The sequence below is a fragment of the Janthinobacterium sp. SUN033 genome (genome assembly GCF_030397595.1).
GTDB classification, from domain to species: Bacteria; Pseudomonadota; Gammaproteobacteria; order Burkholderiales; family Burkholderiaceae_D; genus Janthinobacterium; species Janthinobacterium kumbetense.
Genome location: NZ_JAPQNV010000008.1, coordinates 109,738 through 124,985 on the forward strand (window position 1 = coordinate 109,738; position 15,248 = coordinate 124,985).

Sequence of the window (15,248 nt, forward strand, 5' to 3'; positions counted from 1 at the left end):
CGCTTGCAGAAGGATTTTACCCGTCCTATAATAGCGCCTCTTCCAGACGTGGTGACAAACGTCGGGATGGTTTTCTGAGACAAGCAACGGGTGCTTAGCTCAGTTGGTAGAGCGGCGCCCTTACAAGGCGTAGGTCGGGAGTTCGAGCCTCTCAGCACCCACCAAATCAGAAAACTGTCCAGTGCTTCATGGATCAGCAATACAGATCATACGAGCTTGGAGTGGTAGTTCAGTTGGTTAGAATACCGGCCTGTCACGTCGGGGGTCGCGGGTTCGAGTCCCGTCCGCTCCGCCAATAAAAGAAAAGCCCTTTGGTTCCTGGAACCGAAGGGCTTTTCCCATTTCAGAAGCCAAAAACACGTCCATCCCCCCTCGCCTGAACATTTTTGCGCTTTTCAGCAAAAAAACTGCCATTCCCCCTCAAGAATAGTTGCACAAGCATGAAAGCGCCCCCTATAATAGTGCCTCTTCCAGACGTGGTGACAAACGTCGGGATAGTTTTCTGGGTATGCGGGTGCTTAGCTCAGTTGGTAGAGCGGCGCCCTTACAAGGCGTAGGTCGGGAGTTCGAGCCTCTCAGCACCCACCACCAAACAGAAAATTATCCAGTGCTTCATGGATCAGCAACACAGATCATACGAGCTTGGAGTGGTAGTTCAGTTGGTTAGAATACCGGCCTGTCACGTCGGGGGTCGCGGGTTCGAGTCCCGTCCGCTCCGCCAATAAAAGAAAAGCCCTTTGGTTCCTGGAACCGAAGGGCTTTTCCCATTCTGGGAGCGCAAATGCACTAGAATCAGCGCTCTTGCCGACTCCGCCGCTCCTGCCTGATGCGCCTGCCCCGCAGCTTTTCCCCCTACCTCGCCCTGCGCTTGCGCCTGGCCCATCATGCTTTGCTGCAATTTGCCGCCAGCCTGGCCAGTTCCATGGAAATTCTCGTGTTCCTGGCCGGTCCCGTCCTGCTGGGCCTGCTCAGCGTCATCGCCCTGCCGGGATTTCTCGCCATGAACCTGCCCTGGCCAGCGGCCCTGGGCTTGCTGGCGGCGCAAGTGCTGCTGACATGCCTGCCCGCCTGGCTGCTGCGCAAGCGATTGTTGCCGACCAGTACCGCCGCGTGGCTGCGCCAGCTGCCCTTGCCGCGCCACCTGCGCTGGCAAGCCGACATCGCCGTGGCCGGCCTGCTGATGCTGCCGCTGGGCCTCGCCTATGCCGTCTCGGCCACCATCTGGCTGCTGCAGTCGCCGCCCTGGCTGCGCCCCATTGCCGCGCCCGGCATGGCGGCCACCCTCGCCGTCTGGCTGCTGGCGTGGCTGCTGACGGCGCGCATCGTGGCGCAACGCCTGCGCGCACCGCGGCCCGCACACAGGGCGCGTGCGCCCACGATGACGGCGTATGTGCCGCAACGGCCCCGCTGGCGCACGATATTCCTGTGGCGCCAGCTGTTCTGGCTGCCGTTCTGGCGCAATGAAAATGTGATCGGCCTGCAGCAAAGCGTGCTGCTGGCCACGGCTGGCGCCAGCATGCTGGCCTGGCTGCTGCGCGCGCCGCTCGTACCCGCGCCGCTGCTCGGTTTGCTGGCCAGCGCCAGCCTGATCATCGTGACGGACCGGGGCGACAAGGCCGTGCGCGAACAGATCGCCGTGCTGCGCCCCGCATTGGACGCCTGGCCCCTGGCCAGCACGGCCCTGACGCGCCTGGCCTGCGCCGCCAGCCTGCTCCCCGCCTTTGCCGTGCTGCTGGGCGCTGGCATCTTGCTGTATTGCATCGATCCCGCCGCCCTGCAGCGGCGCGTGACCGGCGTCTACGCCCTCACCGCCAGCGCGGCCCTGCTGGCCATCGTCGGCCTGCCCCGCCTGACGCCGCGCGGGCGCGTCGCCCTCGTCGTTTTCTCCATCCTTGCCTTGAGCGCCATCGGAAGCGAATTATGGAATTGAACCTGCCTACTCCCGTGCTGCACCTCGAGCACCTCGATTTTCACTTCCCCACGCACAGCGTCTTCCAGGGCTACAACCAGCAATTCGGCCCCGGCGTCACCTGGCTGCGCGGCGCAAACGGCGCCGGCAAGACGACCCTGCTGAAACTGGCGGGCGGCGCCCTGCTGCCCGCGCGCGGCGCCATCCGCCTCGATGACATCGACAGCGTCGCCATGCCGCTGGCCTACCGTGCCCAGACCTTCTATTGCGGCGGCGACACGCCCGCCCTGCCCTGGCTGCAAGTGCACGAGTTTCTCGACCTGCACCTGGCCCTGTACCCAGGCAGCGACCAGTCGCTGCTGAACGCGGAACTGCACGCCTTTGCCATGACATCAACCTTGCAGCAAAGCATCACCGCCCTCTCGCTGGGCCAGCATAAAAAGCTGCAACTGGCCCTGGCCCTGGCCTTGCCCGTGCGCCTGCTGCTGATCGACGAACCGTTCAACGGCCTCGACGCGGCCGCCATGACCCACCTGCGCGCGCGCCTGGCCGAACCGTCCCGCCTGGCGCGCCAATGCATCGTGCTGACCAGCCATTTGGCGCCGGACGTGCCGCTGGCGGCGACGCTGGAAATATAGACAGGAAATACAGCTTTGCAGATCGACCAAGGACAGCTTACGATGCCGTGTTGCAAAAACCGGCGATCCCGGTGCAGCCATTACCCATAACACGGCGCGCTTATTCACCGCGCCTGGCTTATTCTTGGAGATTACTATGTTGAACACCCACCGCCGCGCCCTGGCGATTTTGTGCGCCGCCTTCGCCACCTCGGCCATCGCCGCCGGCCCCACGGGCACGGCTACCGACTATGGCAGCAGCGCCCCGCACGCCGCTGCCCAGCGCACCATCGAGCTGCAGGCCGACGCCCGCCACATCAACGTCACGCACGGCGAAACCGTCACCATCGCGCGCGCCGGCCAGCGTTTTACGTGGCACGTGCACACCTTCAACAACAGGACCGTCTTCGCCCTGGCCGACATCGCGCCGAAGGACATGCCCGTCGATGGCATCCAGGTGTATGTGGCCGGCAACCCGCTGTACGCGGGCAGCTAAGTTTCTTCTATGCATAAAAAAAACCGGAACCCCCTTGCGGCGGTTCCGGTTTTTTCTTGATACGGCTCAATAGTTACGCCGTCAGTGCTTCCTTGGCGGCAGACTCTTCGACCACTTCCTCGTCATCCGAGCGGATCAGGTGGTCAAAGGCGGACAGGGCTGCCTTGGCGCCTTCGCCGGTGGCGATGATAATCTGCTTGTACGGCACCGTGGTGACGTCGCCGGCCGCAAACACGCCGGGGATCGAGGTCTGGCCGCGGGCATCGACTTCGATTTCGCCGTGGCGCGACAACGCTACCGTGCCTTTCAGCCATTCCGTGTTCGGCACCAGGCCGATTTGCACGAAGACGCCTTCCAGCTCGACCTTCTTCGATTCGCCGCTGACCCGGTCCGTGTAGCTCAGGCCATTGACGATCTTGCCGTCGCCGTGGATCTCGGTGGTTTGCGCCGAGGTGATCACGGTCACGTTAGGCAGGCTGTGCAGCTTGCGTTGCAGCACCGCATCGGCGCGCAATTCCGCGCCGAACTCGATCAGGGTCACGTGTTTCACGAGGCCGGCCAGGTCAATCGCCGCTTCCACACCCGAGTTGCCGCCGCCGATCACGGCCACGCGCTTGCCCTTGAACAGCGGGCCATCGCAGTGCGGGCAGTAGGCGACACCGTGGTTGCGGTATTCCTTCTCGCCCGGCACGTTGATTTCGCGCCAGCGGGCGCCGGTGGCCAGGATGACGGTCTTGGCTTTCAGGATCGCGCCATTCGCCGTTTCGATCTGCACCAATTTGCCCGGCGTCAATTTCGCGGCGCGCTGGGTGTTCATGATGTCGACTTCGTATTCCTTGACGTGCTGTTCCAGCGCCATGGCGAACTTCGGACCATCCGTTTCCTTGACGGAAATAAAATTCTCGATGGCAAGGGTATCGAGTACCTGGCCGCCGAAACGCTCGGCCAGCACGCCCGTCTTGATGCCTTTGCGGGCCGCGTAGATGGCCGCTGCCGCGCCGGCAGGGCCGCCGCCGACGATCAGCACGTCGAACACGTCTTTCTTGTTCAGTGCCTCGGCCTGGCGGGCGCCGGCGTTGGTGTCGAGCTTGGCGAGGATTTCCTCGACATTCGTGCGGCCCTGGCCGAAGTGTTCACCGTTCAGGAACATCATCGGCACGGCCATGATCTGGCGCGCTTCCACTTCTTGCGGGAACACGCCGCCATCGATGGTGGTGACCTTGATGCGCGGGTTGATCACGGCCATGGCATTCAATGCCTGCACCACTTCCGGGCAGTTATGGCAGGAGAGCGAAATAAACGTTTCAAACTCGTAATCGCCGTCAAGGTTGCGGATCTGCTCGATCACGGCATCGTCGAACTTGATGGTGTGGCCGCCCACTTGCAGCAGCGCCAGCACCAGCGAGGTAAATTCATGGCCCAGCGGCACGCCGGCGAAACGCACGCCGATATCGGTGCCTGGGCGGTTGATGCTGAACGACGGGGTCCGTACGCCAGCGTCAGTGCGCTCGACCAGCGTGATCTTGTCGCTCAACAGGACTATTTCCTGGAGCAATTCTTTCATCTCGCGGGCTTTTGCGCTGTCATCGAGAGAAGCGACCAACTCAAGCGGATACACCACTTTTTCCAGGTAGGATTTCAGTTGGGTTTTGAGGGTGGCGTCTAACATGATGTTTTCCTTTTCTACAAATATTTAGGCGAATGCCGGGCCGGACACCCGGTCCGGCATCGCGGTAACTACTTGTTTGCTGCTAGATGTTGCAAGGTTTCAAGACTTAGATCTTGCCAACCAGGTCCAGCGATGGGGTCAGGGTCGCTGCGCCTTCCGTCCATTTGGCTGGGCACACTTCGCCTGGGTGGTTCGCCACGTACTGAGCGGCTTTGACTTTGCGCAACAGTTCCGCTGCGTCACGGCCGATGCCGTTGTCATGCACTTCCAGCACTTTGATGAAGCCGTCAGGATTGATGACGAAGGTACCGCGCAGTGCCAGGCCTTCTTCTTCGATCATGACTTCGAAGTTGCGCGACAGGGCGCCGGTCGGGTCGCCGATCAGTGCGTATTGCACTTTCTTGATCGCGTCCGAGGTGTCGTGCCAGGCTTTGTGCGCGAAGTGGGTATCGGTCGAGATACCGTAGACATCGACGCCCAGTTTCTGGAATTCAGCATGGTGATCGGCCAGATCTTCCAGTTCGGTTGGGCAAACGAAGGTGAAGTCGGCCGGGTAGAAGACGAATACCGACCACTTGCCTTTCAGCGACGCTTCCGTCAGGTCGACGAATTTGCCATTGTGGTAAGCGGTTGCCTTGAATGGTTTAACTTGGGTATTGATCAGCGACATAGTCATTTCCTCTCGTGTGGTGAATCAGTAAGACTCTAGTGTAAGGGGTTTTAACCCATATGCAAAATTGATTGTCACAATAGTTTCAATTAGTTTTAGCTATCATGACGCCATGGGAACTCCATGATAGGCAGTTCCCACGGGATTGGATAGCGGTGACAGTGGATACCCCTGCCGCCGCCAGATGTTCAATTCTTAATTCTTCAGCTCTTCCGGTACCTTGCCGCCGTTTTCCGCCAGCTTGATCATCACCTGGCGGTGCAGCCAGATATTCATGCTGGCCGAATCGTTGGTGTCGCCCGTGAAATGCAGCTCTTGTGCCAGTTCCTTGCGCGACGCCAGGCTGCTGTCCAGTTGAAGCAGTTTCATCAGGTCAACGATGGACGTGCGCCAATTGAGTTTTTCCGCGTTCTTGCTGGCCAGGTCGACCAGCACCACTTCCACGTCCACCACCGGCACGGCAGCCGCTGGTGCGGCGGCCGGTGCGGCCGCCGCTGGCGCGTCGGTAGCGGCGGCTGGCGTGGCTGCCGGGGCAGCGTCGGACGAATGGTGGAAGATCTTGTTGTAGATATTGCTGAAAATGCCCATGAGGTCACCTCGAGTTGAGTGAATGGAAGAAATACTGCCTGCGCTCCCGGTGTAGGTACCGGTGACAGCAAAGCCGGGCGCAGGCGCCAGCCCGTCGAGTATAAGCCCGTTCAAGCCGGGAGCCCTGTCCCGCAGGCGTGGATGCCATCTGGTGGCAGGCGATGCCTGTTTCAAGGGTGCAAGGGCCGCTGCGCGCGCAGCAGCGCATCGAACGCTTCGATGGCCAACGGCGGCGCAAACAGCTCGCCTTGCGCAAAATCGCAGCCGATCTCCAGCAGGCGCGCACGCTGCTCATCGGTCTCCACCCCTTCGGCAATCACCCGCAAGCCCAGCTTGTGGGCCATGGTGACGATGGCTTCGCACAGCACCAGCTCGCTGGCGCCGGGCGCCAGCTTGCGCACCAGCACGCCGTCGAGCTTCAGGTAATCGATGCCGCATTGCTGCAATTGCGTCAGCGAAGCATGGCCGCTGCCGAAGTCGTCCAGGGCGATCTGCAAGCCCGCTTCGCGCAAGTGCTGCAAGCGTGGCGCCATGCTGGTGCCGCCAGGTAAAAGCACATCTTCACGCATGTCGAGCACAATGGCCGAGGCCGGCACACCGAGCGCCGCCAGCTGGCGCAGCCAGGTGCCGGGCGCCTCGACTTCGCGCTGCAATTCCAGCGACGACTGGTTCAGGCACAGTTGCAGCCCCGGCAAGCCGATGGCATGGCACTGCGCACGCCAATGCAGCAGTTGCGCCGCCGCCGTGCACAGCACCCAATCGCCGATCTCCACGATCAGGCCGCTGCTTTCGGCCAGCGCGAGGAAATCCGGCGGGCACACGAGGCCCCGCTGCGGATGGTGCCAGCGCAGCAAGGCTTCCGCCTTCTCGATGCGTCCGCCATGCAGCGCGACGATGGGCTGGTAATACAGCTGCATCTGCTGTTCGCGCAGGGCCGTGCGCAAGTCCGCTCCCAGGCGCATGCGGTTGACGGCCGCCACCTGCATGGCGGGCGTAAAGTAGCTGTAGCGGTTGCGCCCCGCCCCTTTCGACACATACATGGCCTGGTCCGCGTGCTTGAGCAATTCCTCGATGGTGCCCGCGTCGTCCGGATACAAGGTGATGCCGATCGAGGCCGAGACGAACGCCTGCTCCTGCCCCAGCAGGAATGGCGCCAGCAAGCCGTCGAGTATCTGCCGCGCGATGCGGTCGACTTGCTGCAGATCATCGAGGTCGGACAGGATCACCGTGAATTCATCGCCGCCCAGGCGCGCCACCGTGTCCGTCTCGCGCACGCCCACGCGGATGCGCCGCGCCGCCTCGATCAGCAGGATATCGCCCTGGTGGTGGCCGAGGGTGTCGTTGACTTCCTTGAAATGGTCGAGGTCGATGAACAGGATGGCCACGCGGCTCGTATCGCGCCGCCCCTGAGCCAGCGCCTGGCGCAGGCGTTCGTGGAACATGCGCCGGTTCGGCAATTGCGTCAGGGTATCGAAGTTGGCTTGCTGCCAGATCAGCGCTTCCGTTTGCCGCTTGTCCGTCACGTCTTCCAGCATGCACAGGTGGTGCGGGCCGCCATGGCGCGCCGTGGCGATGGCCGTCACCGAGGCGTCAACCCACACCACGCCGCCATCGGGCCGGACGATCCGCTTGGCGTGGCGAAAGCCCTGCAAGCTACGCGCCAGCAACTGCGCCACCTGCTCCTGCTCGCCGGGCACATCGTCGGGATGGCTGATCTCCATCCAGCTCGTTTGCTTCATGTGTTCCAGGCTGCGCCCGCTGATGGCCAGGTAGCGCGGATTGATGTCGAGAAACTGTCCGCTCACGGTATCGATCAGGGCGATGCCCATGGGCGCTTCCTCGAACATGGTGCGAAAGCGCAATTCCCCCTGGCGGATGGTTTCCTCCGTGCGGCGGCGCTCGCGTGCCAGGTTGTTGAAGTGAAAGGCCGCCGACACGGCCAGCAAGCTGCCCGCCAGGCCCAGCGACAGGTATAGCCAGCCCAGGTCGGCGCCCGGCACGGGGCGATACAGGAAACCCTTGTAGGCGCGGCTGTCCGTGGCATTGCGCGGCAGCACGCCCATGCTGGCATACGTGTCGGCGATGTGCTGCCAGCGCTGGGGATTCATGTAGCCGAGCTCCACCAGCACGGGCTGCAGCAGCAATTCCATCTGCTGCGCCTCGTACAGCAGGTGCGCGCGGTCGTGGCGCTGGCTGTACTTGACGTGGATCAGTTGCGCCATTTCCTCGCGGTGCGCCATCGCGTATTGCCAGCCGCGCAGGCTGGCCGCGCGAAACGCTTTCACGCGCTCGGGATGGCGGCGCAGTTCGTGCTCGCTGGTAAACAGGTTGTCGCCGTAGAAATCGATGCCGGCCGTGCGCGGCGTAAATTGGTAATAGGGAAAGCCCGCCCGGTCCAGGTAGTCCGGTTCGTTGGTGGAATACGCGGCGATGGCGTCGACCTTGCCATCGATCAAATCTTCGATGCGGTAGCTGGGAGGCAAGTGGCGCATCTGCTGCGGCGCGACACCCATTTTCGCCAGGAACAGCGATACTTCATCGGCGGCAAGGGCCACGTCGCCGGCCGCACCGATCATCACGGGCGCCCCCACCAGCTTGCGCACGTCGGGCGCGCCGCCCTGCTGGCGCATCAGCAGCACGCTGGGCGAATGCTGGAACACGACGGCCAGCACCACCAGGGGCTTGCCGGCCAGCCGGCTGAGCAACAAGGTGCTGTTACCCACGCCATACTCGGCCTGGCCCGCCAGCACGGCCGCCTCGGCCAGCGGCCCGCCGCCGCCTTCGACCAGCCTGACTTCCAGGCCCGCCTCGCGGTAATAGCCTTGCTCGATGGCCGCGTAATAACCGGCAAACTGGAACTGGTGCGTGAAATTGAGTTGCAGGGTAACGGGTTCCAGCGCCCGGGCTGGTGTGGCCAGGCACAGCAGCAGGAAGACAAAGCCGCGCCAGGCGCGCGCCAGCCTGCCGGCGAGCGGCAAGACAAGGCGGAAAGCGTCGCGGGCTTTCATCGGCATGGCGGAACACCACAGGAAGCTGCCGAGCTGGCAGGGGTAAGGCTATTGTAGCCGCCCCTTTTGCCAATGGATAACTATTTCAGTGAGGACAATAGCGTTGATGTTTTTGGCAAACAATGTCGCCATTGTTTGCGCTAGAACACGACGCCGGCCACCAAAATGATGTTGGCGTACGGACTGCACTCGCCCGTGCGCACGATGGCGCGCGCGCCCTTGCTCAATTGCTTGAACTCCTCATGCGTCACCTGGCGCGCATCGGGCAAAGCCAGGGCTGCCACCTGCGCCGCCATGGCTGGATTGTGCTGCGGCAATTCGCTGGCGAGCAAATGGTATTCCACCTGCATTTCAGTCAATACCGTGTTGACGGTATCGATGAAGCCGGGGATGCCGCGCGTCAGGGCCAGGTCGATCAGGGGCACGCCCGGCTGCGACGGCAAGCCCGCGTCGCCGATGACGAGCATGTCGCCATGGCCGAGCGAAGCGATCAGTTGCGACAGTGCGATATTGAGCAGCGGATTCTTTTTCATGGTTGTTAGAACAGCTCGTGCAAGTGGGGGATCGAGGTTTGCGCACCGGGCTTGGTGACGCTCCAGGCGGCCGCGCGCTGGCCTTGCTGGATCGCTTCGGCCTCGTCCATGCCGGACGCCAGGCCCGCCACAAAACCGCCGATGAAGGTGTCGCCGGCGGCCGTCGTGTCGACGGCTTGCACCACTTCGGCGGGGAAGGTGAAATCGCCGCCGTACAGGGCCGCGTGCACGCCCTTGGAACCGAGGGTAATGATGACGTTGTCGCTGCCCAGCTTTTGCAGCGCGGCGGCCAGCGCCCCGGCATCCGCGCCATCCGGGCTGACGCCGGCCAGCATGGCCGCTTCGATTTCATTCGGAATCAGGTAGTCGACCAGTTCCAGCACGCCATTCGGCAAGCTGGCCGCCGGGGCCGGGTTCAGCACCACGGTCTTGCCCAGCGAACGGGCCAGCTTGATCGCATGCACGACGGTGGCCATCGGGGTTTCCAGCTGCAGCACGACGATATCGGCCTGTTCGATCAAGCCTTGCGCCGCATCAATGTGTGCCGGGCTCAACAGATCGTTGGCGCCGCCGGCGATGACGATGCTGTTCTGGCCATTGTCATCGACGAGAATCGAGGCGATGCCGGAGGCCACGCCCGGCAAGGTGGTGATGTGGCTGTCGATGATGCCGTCGCCGACGAGCGCCGCGCGCAACGTCGCGCCGAACGCGTCGTCGCCCACGCAGCCGACCATGGCCACTTGCTGGGCGCCCGCCACTTTGCCGCTCAGGCGCGCGCAGGCCACGGCCTGGTTGGCGCCTTTGCCGCCAGGAATGGTGCGAAAGGCGCCGCCCGTCAGGGTTTCGCCGGGGAGGGGCATGCGCGGCACGCGCAAGACCAGGTCCATATTGATGCTGCCGATAACCACGATCATGATGTCATTCCCATCAGTTCAGTTGCAGGTGAAGAAGTAGGTGCGGAAGAAGATAGCGTGACGGCCGCGCTGGAGCCGCGCACGTGCAGTTCCGGGGCGATGCTGCGCTGCTGGCGCGGCAAGGCGGGGTCGGCGATGCGCGCCAGCAGGCAGGCGGCCGTGATGCGGCCCAGTTCGCGCGTATTTTGCGCCACGCTGGTCAAGGCCGGATGCACGAAGCTGGCCAGGTCGATATCGTCGAAGCCGACGACGGCCAGGTCCACGGGCACGGCAATGCCCCGCTCGGCGGCGGCGCGCAGGGCGCCAAAGGCCATCAGGTCATTGCAGCAGAACAAGGCGTCGGGGCGCTGGTCTGGCGGCAGCGCCAGCAAGTCCAGCGCGGCCGCATAGCCGCCAGCGCTCGTAAAATCGCTGTAGCGGCACAGGGCGTCGGCCAGGACCACGCCGGCGTCCGCCATGGCGCTGCGCACGCCGGCGATGCGGTCGTTGGAAATGCTCACTTCGCGGGGACCGGCGATGCAGGCGAGGCGCCGGCGTCCCAGGCCCAGCAAATGGCGCGCGGCCAGCACGCCGCCGGCGCGGTTGTCGACGGCCACGGCATCGATGGACAGGTCGCTGGGCGCGCGGTCGAGCAGCACGGCCGGCACCTTCATCTTGCGCAGCAATTCGCCATCGCTGTCGGCCAGCGCGGACAAAATCAATCCGTCGCAGCGTTTGGTCAGCAGCACGTTCAGGTAATCGCGCTGCTTGACGGGGTCGTCATCGGAATTGCACAAAATGACGCTGTAGCCGGCCGCGTAGCAGCTGTCCTCGATGCCGCGCGCCACTTCCGAAAAATACGGGTTCGTATTGTTGGGAATGATCAGGCCGATGGTGCCCGTGCTGCGGCTGCGCAGGGAACGCGCCAGCGCGCTGGGCACATAATGCAATTGCTCCGCCGCCGCCAGCACGGCGCGGCGCGCCTCGTCGCTGACGGGGCGGGTATTGTTGAGGACGTGCGACACGGTGGTGAACGACACCCCCGCCGCCTGCGCCACTTGCTTGATGGTTGCCATGGGCGATGTTGCGCTTAGGCGCGTTCGCCGCGGCGGCGGTAGGTGTCGAGCACCACGGCGGCGACGATCACCAGGCCCGTGACGATGCGTTTCACGGGTTCCGACACGCCCACTTGCGCCAGGCCCGCTTCCAGCACGGAAATGATCAACACGCCGATAAAGGTGCTGATGACGGAACCGCGCCCGCCCATCAGGCTCGTGCCGCCGATCACCACGGCGGCGATCACTTGCAATTCCATGCCCACGCCGCCGTTCGGGTCGGCCGCTTCCAGGCGCGACACCTGGAACAGCGCGCCCACGCCGGCCAGAAAGCCCATCAAGGCAAACACCAGCACTTTCGACGGTTTTGTATTGATGCCGGACAAACGTACGGCTTCCTCGTTCGTGCCGATGCCGATCCAGTGGCGGCCCAGCACCGTGCGCGTGAGCACCAGGTGGCCGATGACGACGATGGCGATCGAGGCGATGAAGGCGGGCGACAGGCCGAACGCGATTGGCGAGCTGATGCCGTCAACGGCGCTGCCGATGTACTCCGTGCGCGAGTTCGTCACTTGATACGCCATGCCGCGCGCCATTTCCAGCACGCCCAGCGAGACGATGAACGAGGGAATGCGCCAGCCGACGGAAATGAGGCCCGTGGTGGCGCCGCACAAGGCGGCGACGAACATGCCCAGCAGGGCCGCGCTCCACACGGGCCAGCCCCAGTGCACGACGGCCAGCGACAGCACGGACGCGGCCAGCGCCATCACGGAACCGACGGACAGGTCGATGCCGCCGATGATCAGCACGAACGTCATGCCGACGGCCATCACCACCAGGGTGGGGATGTTGTTCGACAGGGTGCTCAGGGTGGCGAGCGTGAAGAAGTTTTCGCTGGCAAACGAGAACAGCACGCACATGGCGACCAGGGCGCCGATCAGGCCCGCATAGTTTTTCAGATCGGCCAGGCTGCGCTGCAGATACGAAGGAGAGGAGTTGGTGGTCATGGGAATCTTTCCGGCGGATCAGGCCGCAGCTGGAGTGGAAGTGGGGGTCAAATAGCCGGAGAAGGCGGCCGACAGCAGCGCGTCCTGGCTCCAGGCGCCGCGCTCGAAGGTATCGACGATGCTGCCGGCGCTCATGACGGCGATGCGGTCGCAGATCAGCATCAGTTCGCGCAAGTCGCTCGAGACGATGACGAGGCCCTTGCCCTGGCGCGCCTGTTCGGCCAGCACCTGATAAATATCAAACTTGGCGCCGATATCGATGCCGCGCGTGGGCTCGTCGAACAGCATGACGGGGCAGTCGCGGTACAGCCAGCGGGCGATCACCACCTTTTGCTGGTTACCGCCAGACAATTCGGCCACCGTTTGCGCGCTGTTGCGCGAGCGAATGCCCAGGCGCTGGATATAGTCATCGGCCACCGTCGCTTCGGCCGCGTCGTTGAGCCAGCCAGCGCCGCTGACGGTGTCAAGCGAGGCCAGGGTCGTGTTCACGGCGATGGACTGGCGCAGCAGCAAGCCTTGGCCCTTGCGGTCTTCCGTGATCATGGCGATGCCCGCTTGCACGGCGGCCTGCGGCGAGTGCAAGGCGGCAGGCGTTGCGCTGTCGCCGAGGAACACGTCACCGGCGTCGGCGCGGTCGGCGCCGAAGATCAGGCGCAGCAATTCCGTGCGGCCCGAGCCGATCAAGCCGGCGATGCCGAGGATTTCGCCGGCGCGCAAGTCGAACGAGGTGGGGTTGACGACCTTGCCGCGCGCCAGGCCCCGCACGCGCAGCAGCGGTGCGCCGATGGTGCGGCCGCTCAGGTCGACGGCGTCGTCGGCCGAGCGGCCCACCATCAGGCTGACCAGGTCGGCGGCGGAGTGGCCCGCGATATCGTCGTCGCACACGAGCTGGCCGTCGCGCAGCACGGCGATGCGGTCGGCCACGCGCTTGAGTTCTTCCAGGCGGTGAGAAATATAGATGATGCACACGCCGTCGGCTTTCAGGCGTTCGATCTGCAGGAACAGCAATTCCACTTCGCGGTGCGTCAGCATGGCTGTCGGTTCATCGAGCACCAGCAGGCGGCAAGCGCCAATTAAATTGCGCGCGATCTCGATCATCTGCTGGTGGCCGATGCCCAGTTCGCCGACCAAAGTCCACGGATCGAGGCCGCCCAAGCCCACTTTTTCCATCTGTTCGCGCGCGTCGCGCTCAAGGCGCGTACGGTCGATGAAGCCGAAACGCTGCGGCAGATTCTTCAGGTACAGGTTTTCCGCGATCGACAGGGTGGGAATCAGGTTGAGTTCCTGCATCACCATGCGGATACCCAGCGCCTCGGCGGCGCCGCGCGAGGCGGGCTGGTATGGCTTGCCGTCGAGCAGCATCGTGCCCGTGGTGGCTTGCTCCAGGCCGCAGATGATCTTCGACAAGGTGCTCTTGCCCGCGCCGTTCTCGCCCGTCAGCGCCAGCACCTGGCCAGGGGCGAAGCGCAGGCCCACGCCACCGAGGACGGGGCCGACATAGGACTTGCCGATGTTATCGAGCGTTAACAAGGGGATGGCGGCTGGCGCCGGGGGAATGTCGGTGGGCATGATAAAACTCCGCGGTAGTGGCGGCGGGGCCGGCGCCGCCTGCTCGGTGAGCAAGCGGGCGCCGGCCCCGGCGGGATCAAACGATCAGGACTTGGCGCCCTTGGCGACCAGTTCGACCTTGGTTTCGATGACGCCACCAAGCTCGGCCTGTTTCTTCTTCTGCGCCAGGGCTTTCAGCACGGTCTCGATGCCGAACACGGCTTGTTGCGAACCGAACTGGTCGGCGGTAGCCAGCACGCGGCCATCGGCCAGCATCGGCTTGATGGCGTTGATGTTGTCGTAGCCGACGACGAGCACTTTGCCCGTCTTGCCGGCCGCCTTGATGGCGGAAATGGCGCCGATGGCCATGTTGTCGTTACCGCACAGCAAAGCCTTGATATTCGGGTTGGCGTTCAGCATGGCGGCCGCCACCGTGTTGGCGGGGGCGATTTCCCACTGGCCCGACTGCACGCTGACAACCTTGGCGCCGGCTGCCGTCATTGCATCCTGGAAACCCAGGGTGCGCTGCTGCGCATTGTAGGTGGTGGACACGCCTTCGATGATGCCGACGGGGTCGCCCTTCTTGATTTGCTGCGCCAGATAGTCGCCGACGACCTTGGCGCCCTTGCGGTTGTCCGGGCCGACGAACGGCACGGTGATGCCCTTCTCTTTCAGGGCGCCCGCGTCGAGCTTGTTGTCGATATTGACGACGATGATGCCCGCGTCGATGGCTTTCTTCAGCACCGGCACCAGCGCTTTCGAGTCGGCCGGCGCGATCACCAGCGCGTTGACGCGCGAGACGATCATTTGCTCGACCAGCTTGATCTGGCTCGACGTATCCGTTTCATCCTTGATGCCGTTCGACAGCAGGTCGTACTTGGCGGCATTCGCCTTCTGATGCGCCTTGGCGCCATTTTCCATGGTCAGGAAAAATTCATTGGCGAGCGACTTCATCACCAGCGCCACCTTTGGTTTGGCAGGTGTCTGCGCCATCGCCGGCACGGCGGGCAAGGCACACACCAGGACAGCGGCGGCAATCATTTTCAGGCGAATACGGGATGTCATGAGCGTCTCCAGAGTTGTTGGTCAAGCACGTGTACTGCATGCTTTTTAGGAAATTCGTTGCGCGCAAACGTTTGCGCGAAGCGAATAGTGCCTCAATGCCCCATATCAGTGCAAGCAAAACTGTATGTGCGGTGCAGCAAAAAGGGAGCGTTCAGAGGGAAACAGGCAGGCTGATGCCATCAGCCTGCCG

At 63.6% G+C, this 15,248-nt stretch carries 13 protein-coding genes and 4 tRNA genes; 7 read left to right on the forward strand and 10 right to left on the reverse strand.

Features of this window, described 5'->3' with window-relative positions; all coding sequences use genetic code 11:
- Positions 1-88: 88 nt before the first annotated feature.
- The 7 genes from OX460_RS27215 (at position 89) to OX460_RS27245 (ending at position 3,022) form a co-directional block, all read left to right on the forward strand.
- A tRNA-Val gene (locus OX460_RS27215) sits at positions 89-164 on the forward strand.
- Between the two features lie 54 nt (positions 165-218).
- A tRNA-Asp gene (locus OX460_RS27220) sits at positions 219-295 on the forward strand.
- Between the two features lie 217 nt (positions 296-512).
- A tRNA-Val gene (locus OX460_RS27225) sits at positions 513-588 on the forward strand.
- Positions 589-644: 56 nt separating this feature from the next.
- Positions 645-721 (forward strand) — tRNA-Asp (locus OX460_RS27230).
- A 105-nt stretch (positions 722-826) separates the two neighbouring features.
- The gene (locus tag OX460_RS27235; RefSeq protein WP_289900529.1) at positions 827-1,930 is read left to right on the forward strand and encodes a hypothetical protein; all 1,104 of its coding nucleotides are present in this window, start codon (positions 827-829) and stop codon (positions 1,928-1,930) included.
- Positions 1,921-2,547, forward strand: a complete 627-nt coding sequence (locus tag OX460_RS27240; protein ID WP_099666112.1) for an ATP-binding cassette domain-containing protein — start codon at positions 1,921-1,923, stop codon at positions 2,545-2,547. Before OX460_RS27235 ends, OX460_RS27240 begins: the two co-directional genes overlap by 10 nt.
- Before the next feature lie 136 nt (positions 2,548-2,683).
- Positions 2,684-3,022: a CzcE family metal-binding protein gene (locus OX460_RS27245; RefSeq protein WP_099666111.1), complete on the forward strand. Its 339-nt coding sequence runs from the start codon at positions 2,684-2,686 to the stop codon at positions 3,020-3,022.
- Positions 3,023-3,095: 73 nt separating this feature from the next.
- Here OX460_RS27245 and ahpF read toward each other — a convergent pair whose 3' ends face one another.
- The 10 genes from ahpF to OX460_RS27295 form a co-directional block, all read right to left on the reverse strand.
- Positions 3,096-4,691, reverse strand: a complete 1,596-nt coding sequence (ahpF, locus tag OX460_RS27250; RefSeq protein WP_099666110.1) for an alkyl hydroperoxide reductase subunit F — start codon at positions 4,689-4,691, stop codon at positions 3,096-3,098.
- 106 nt (positions 4,692-4,797) lie between these two features.
- The gene (gene ahpC, locus OX460_RS27255) at positions 4,798-5,361 is read right to left on the reverse strand and encodes an alkyl hydroperoxide reductase subunit C (protein ID WP_077398190.1); all 564 of its coding nucleotides are present in this window, start codon (positions 5,359-5,361) and stop codon (positions 4,798-4,800) included.
- Positions 5,362-5,556: 195 nt separating this feature from the next.
- Positions 5,557-5,949: a DUF3597 domain-containing protein gene (locus OX460_RS27260; RefSeq protein ID WP_099666109.1), complete on the reverse strand. Its 393-nt coding sequence runs from the start codon at positions 5,947-5,949 to the stop codon at positions 5,557-5,559.
- 170 nt (positions 5,950-6,119) lie between these two features.
- Complete coding sequence (locus tag OX460_RS27265) at positions 6,120-8,963, reverse strand: EAL domain-containing protein (RefSeq protein WP_289900530.1); 2,844 nt, start codon at positions 8,961-8,963, stop codon at positions 6,120-6,122.
- Between the two features lie 134 nt (positions 8,964-9,097).
- Positions 9,098-9,490 carry a D-ribose pyranase gene (gene rbsD / locus OX460_RS27270; RefSeq protein WP_289900531.1) on the reverse strand — a complete coding sequence of 131 codons (393 nt, stop codon included), beginning with the start codon at positions 9,488-9,490 and terminating at the stop codon, positions 9,098-9,100.
- Positions 9,491-9,495: 5 nt separating this feature from the next.
- Positions 9,496-10,404 (reverse strand): ribokinase, encoded by a 909-nt coding sequence (rbsK, locus tag OX460_RS27275; RefSeq protein ID WP_289900532.1) that lies wholly within the window; start codon positions 10,402-10,404, stop codon positions 9,496-9,498.
- The gene (locus OX460_RS27280; protein WP_289900533.1) at positions 10,401-11,459 is read right to left on the reverse strand and encodes a LacI family DNA-binding transcriptional regulator; all 1,059 of its coding nucleotides are present in this window, start codon (positions 11,457-11,459) and stop codon (positions 10,401-10,403) included. The genes rbsK and OX460_RS27280 overlap by 4 nt, the downstream gene beginning before the upstream one ends.
- 14 nt (positions 11,460-11,473) lie before the next feature.
- A complete protein-coding gene (locus OX460_RS27285; RefSeq protein WP_099666105.1) occupies positions 11,474-12,445 on the reverse strand; it encodes an ABC transporter permease in 972 nt (323 codons plus the stop codon).
- Positions 12,446-12,463: 18 nt separating this feature from the next.
- On the reverse strand, positions 12,464-14,014 hold the full coding sequence (locus OX460_RS27290; protein ID WP_289900534.1) for a sugar ABC transporter ATP-binding protein: 1,551 nt from the start codon (positions 14,012-14,014) through the stop codon (positions 12,464-12,466).
- 84 nt (positions 14,015-14,098) lie between these two features.
- A complete protein-coding gene (locus OX460_RS27295; RefSeq protein WP_251351573.1) occupies positions 14,099-15,034 on the reverse strand; it encodes a sugar ABC transporter substrate-binding protein in 936 nt (311 codons plus the stop codon).
- Positions 15,035-15,248 lie beyond the last annotated feature (214 nt).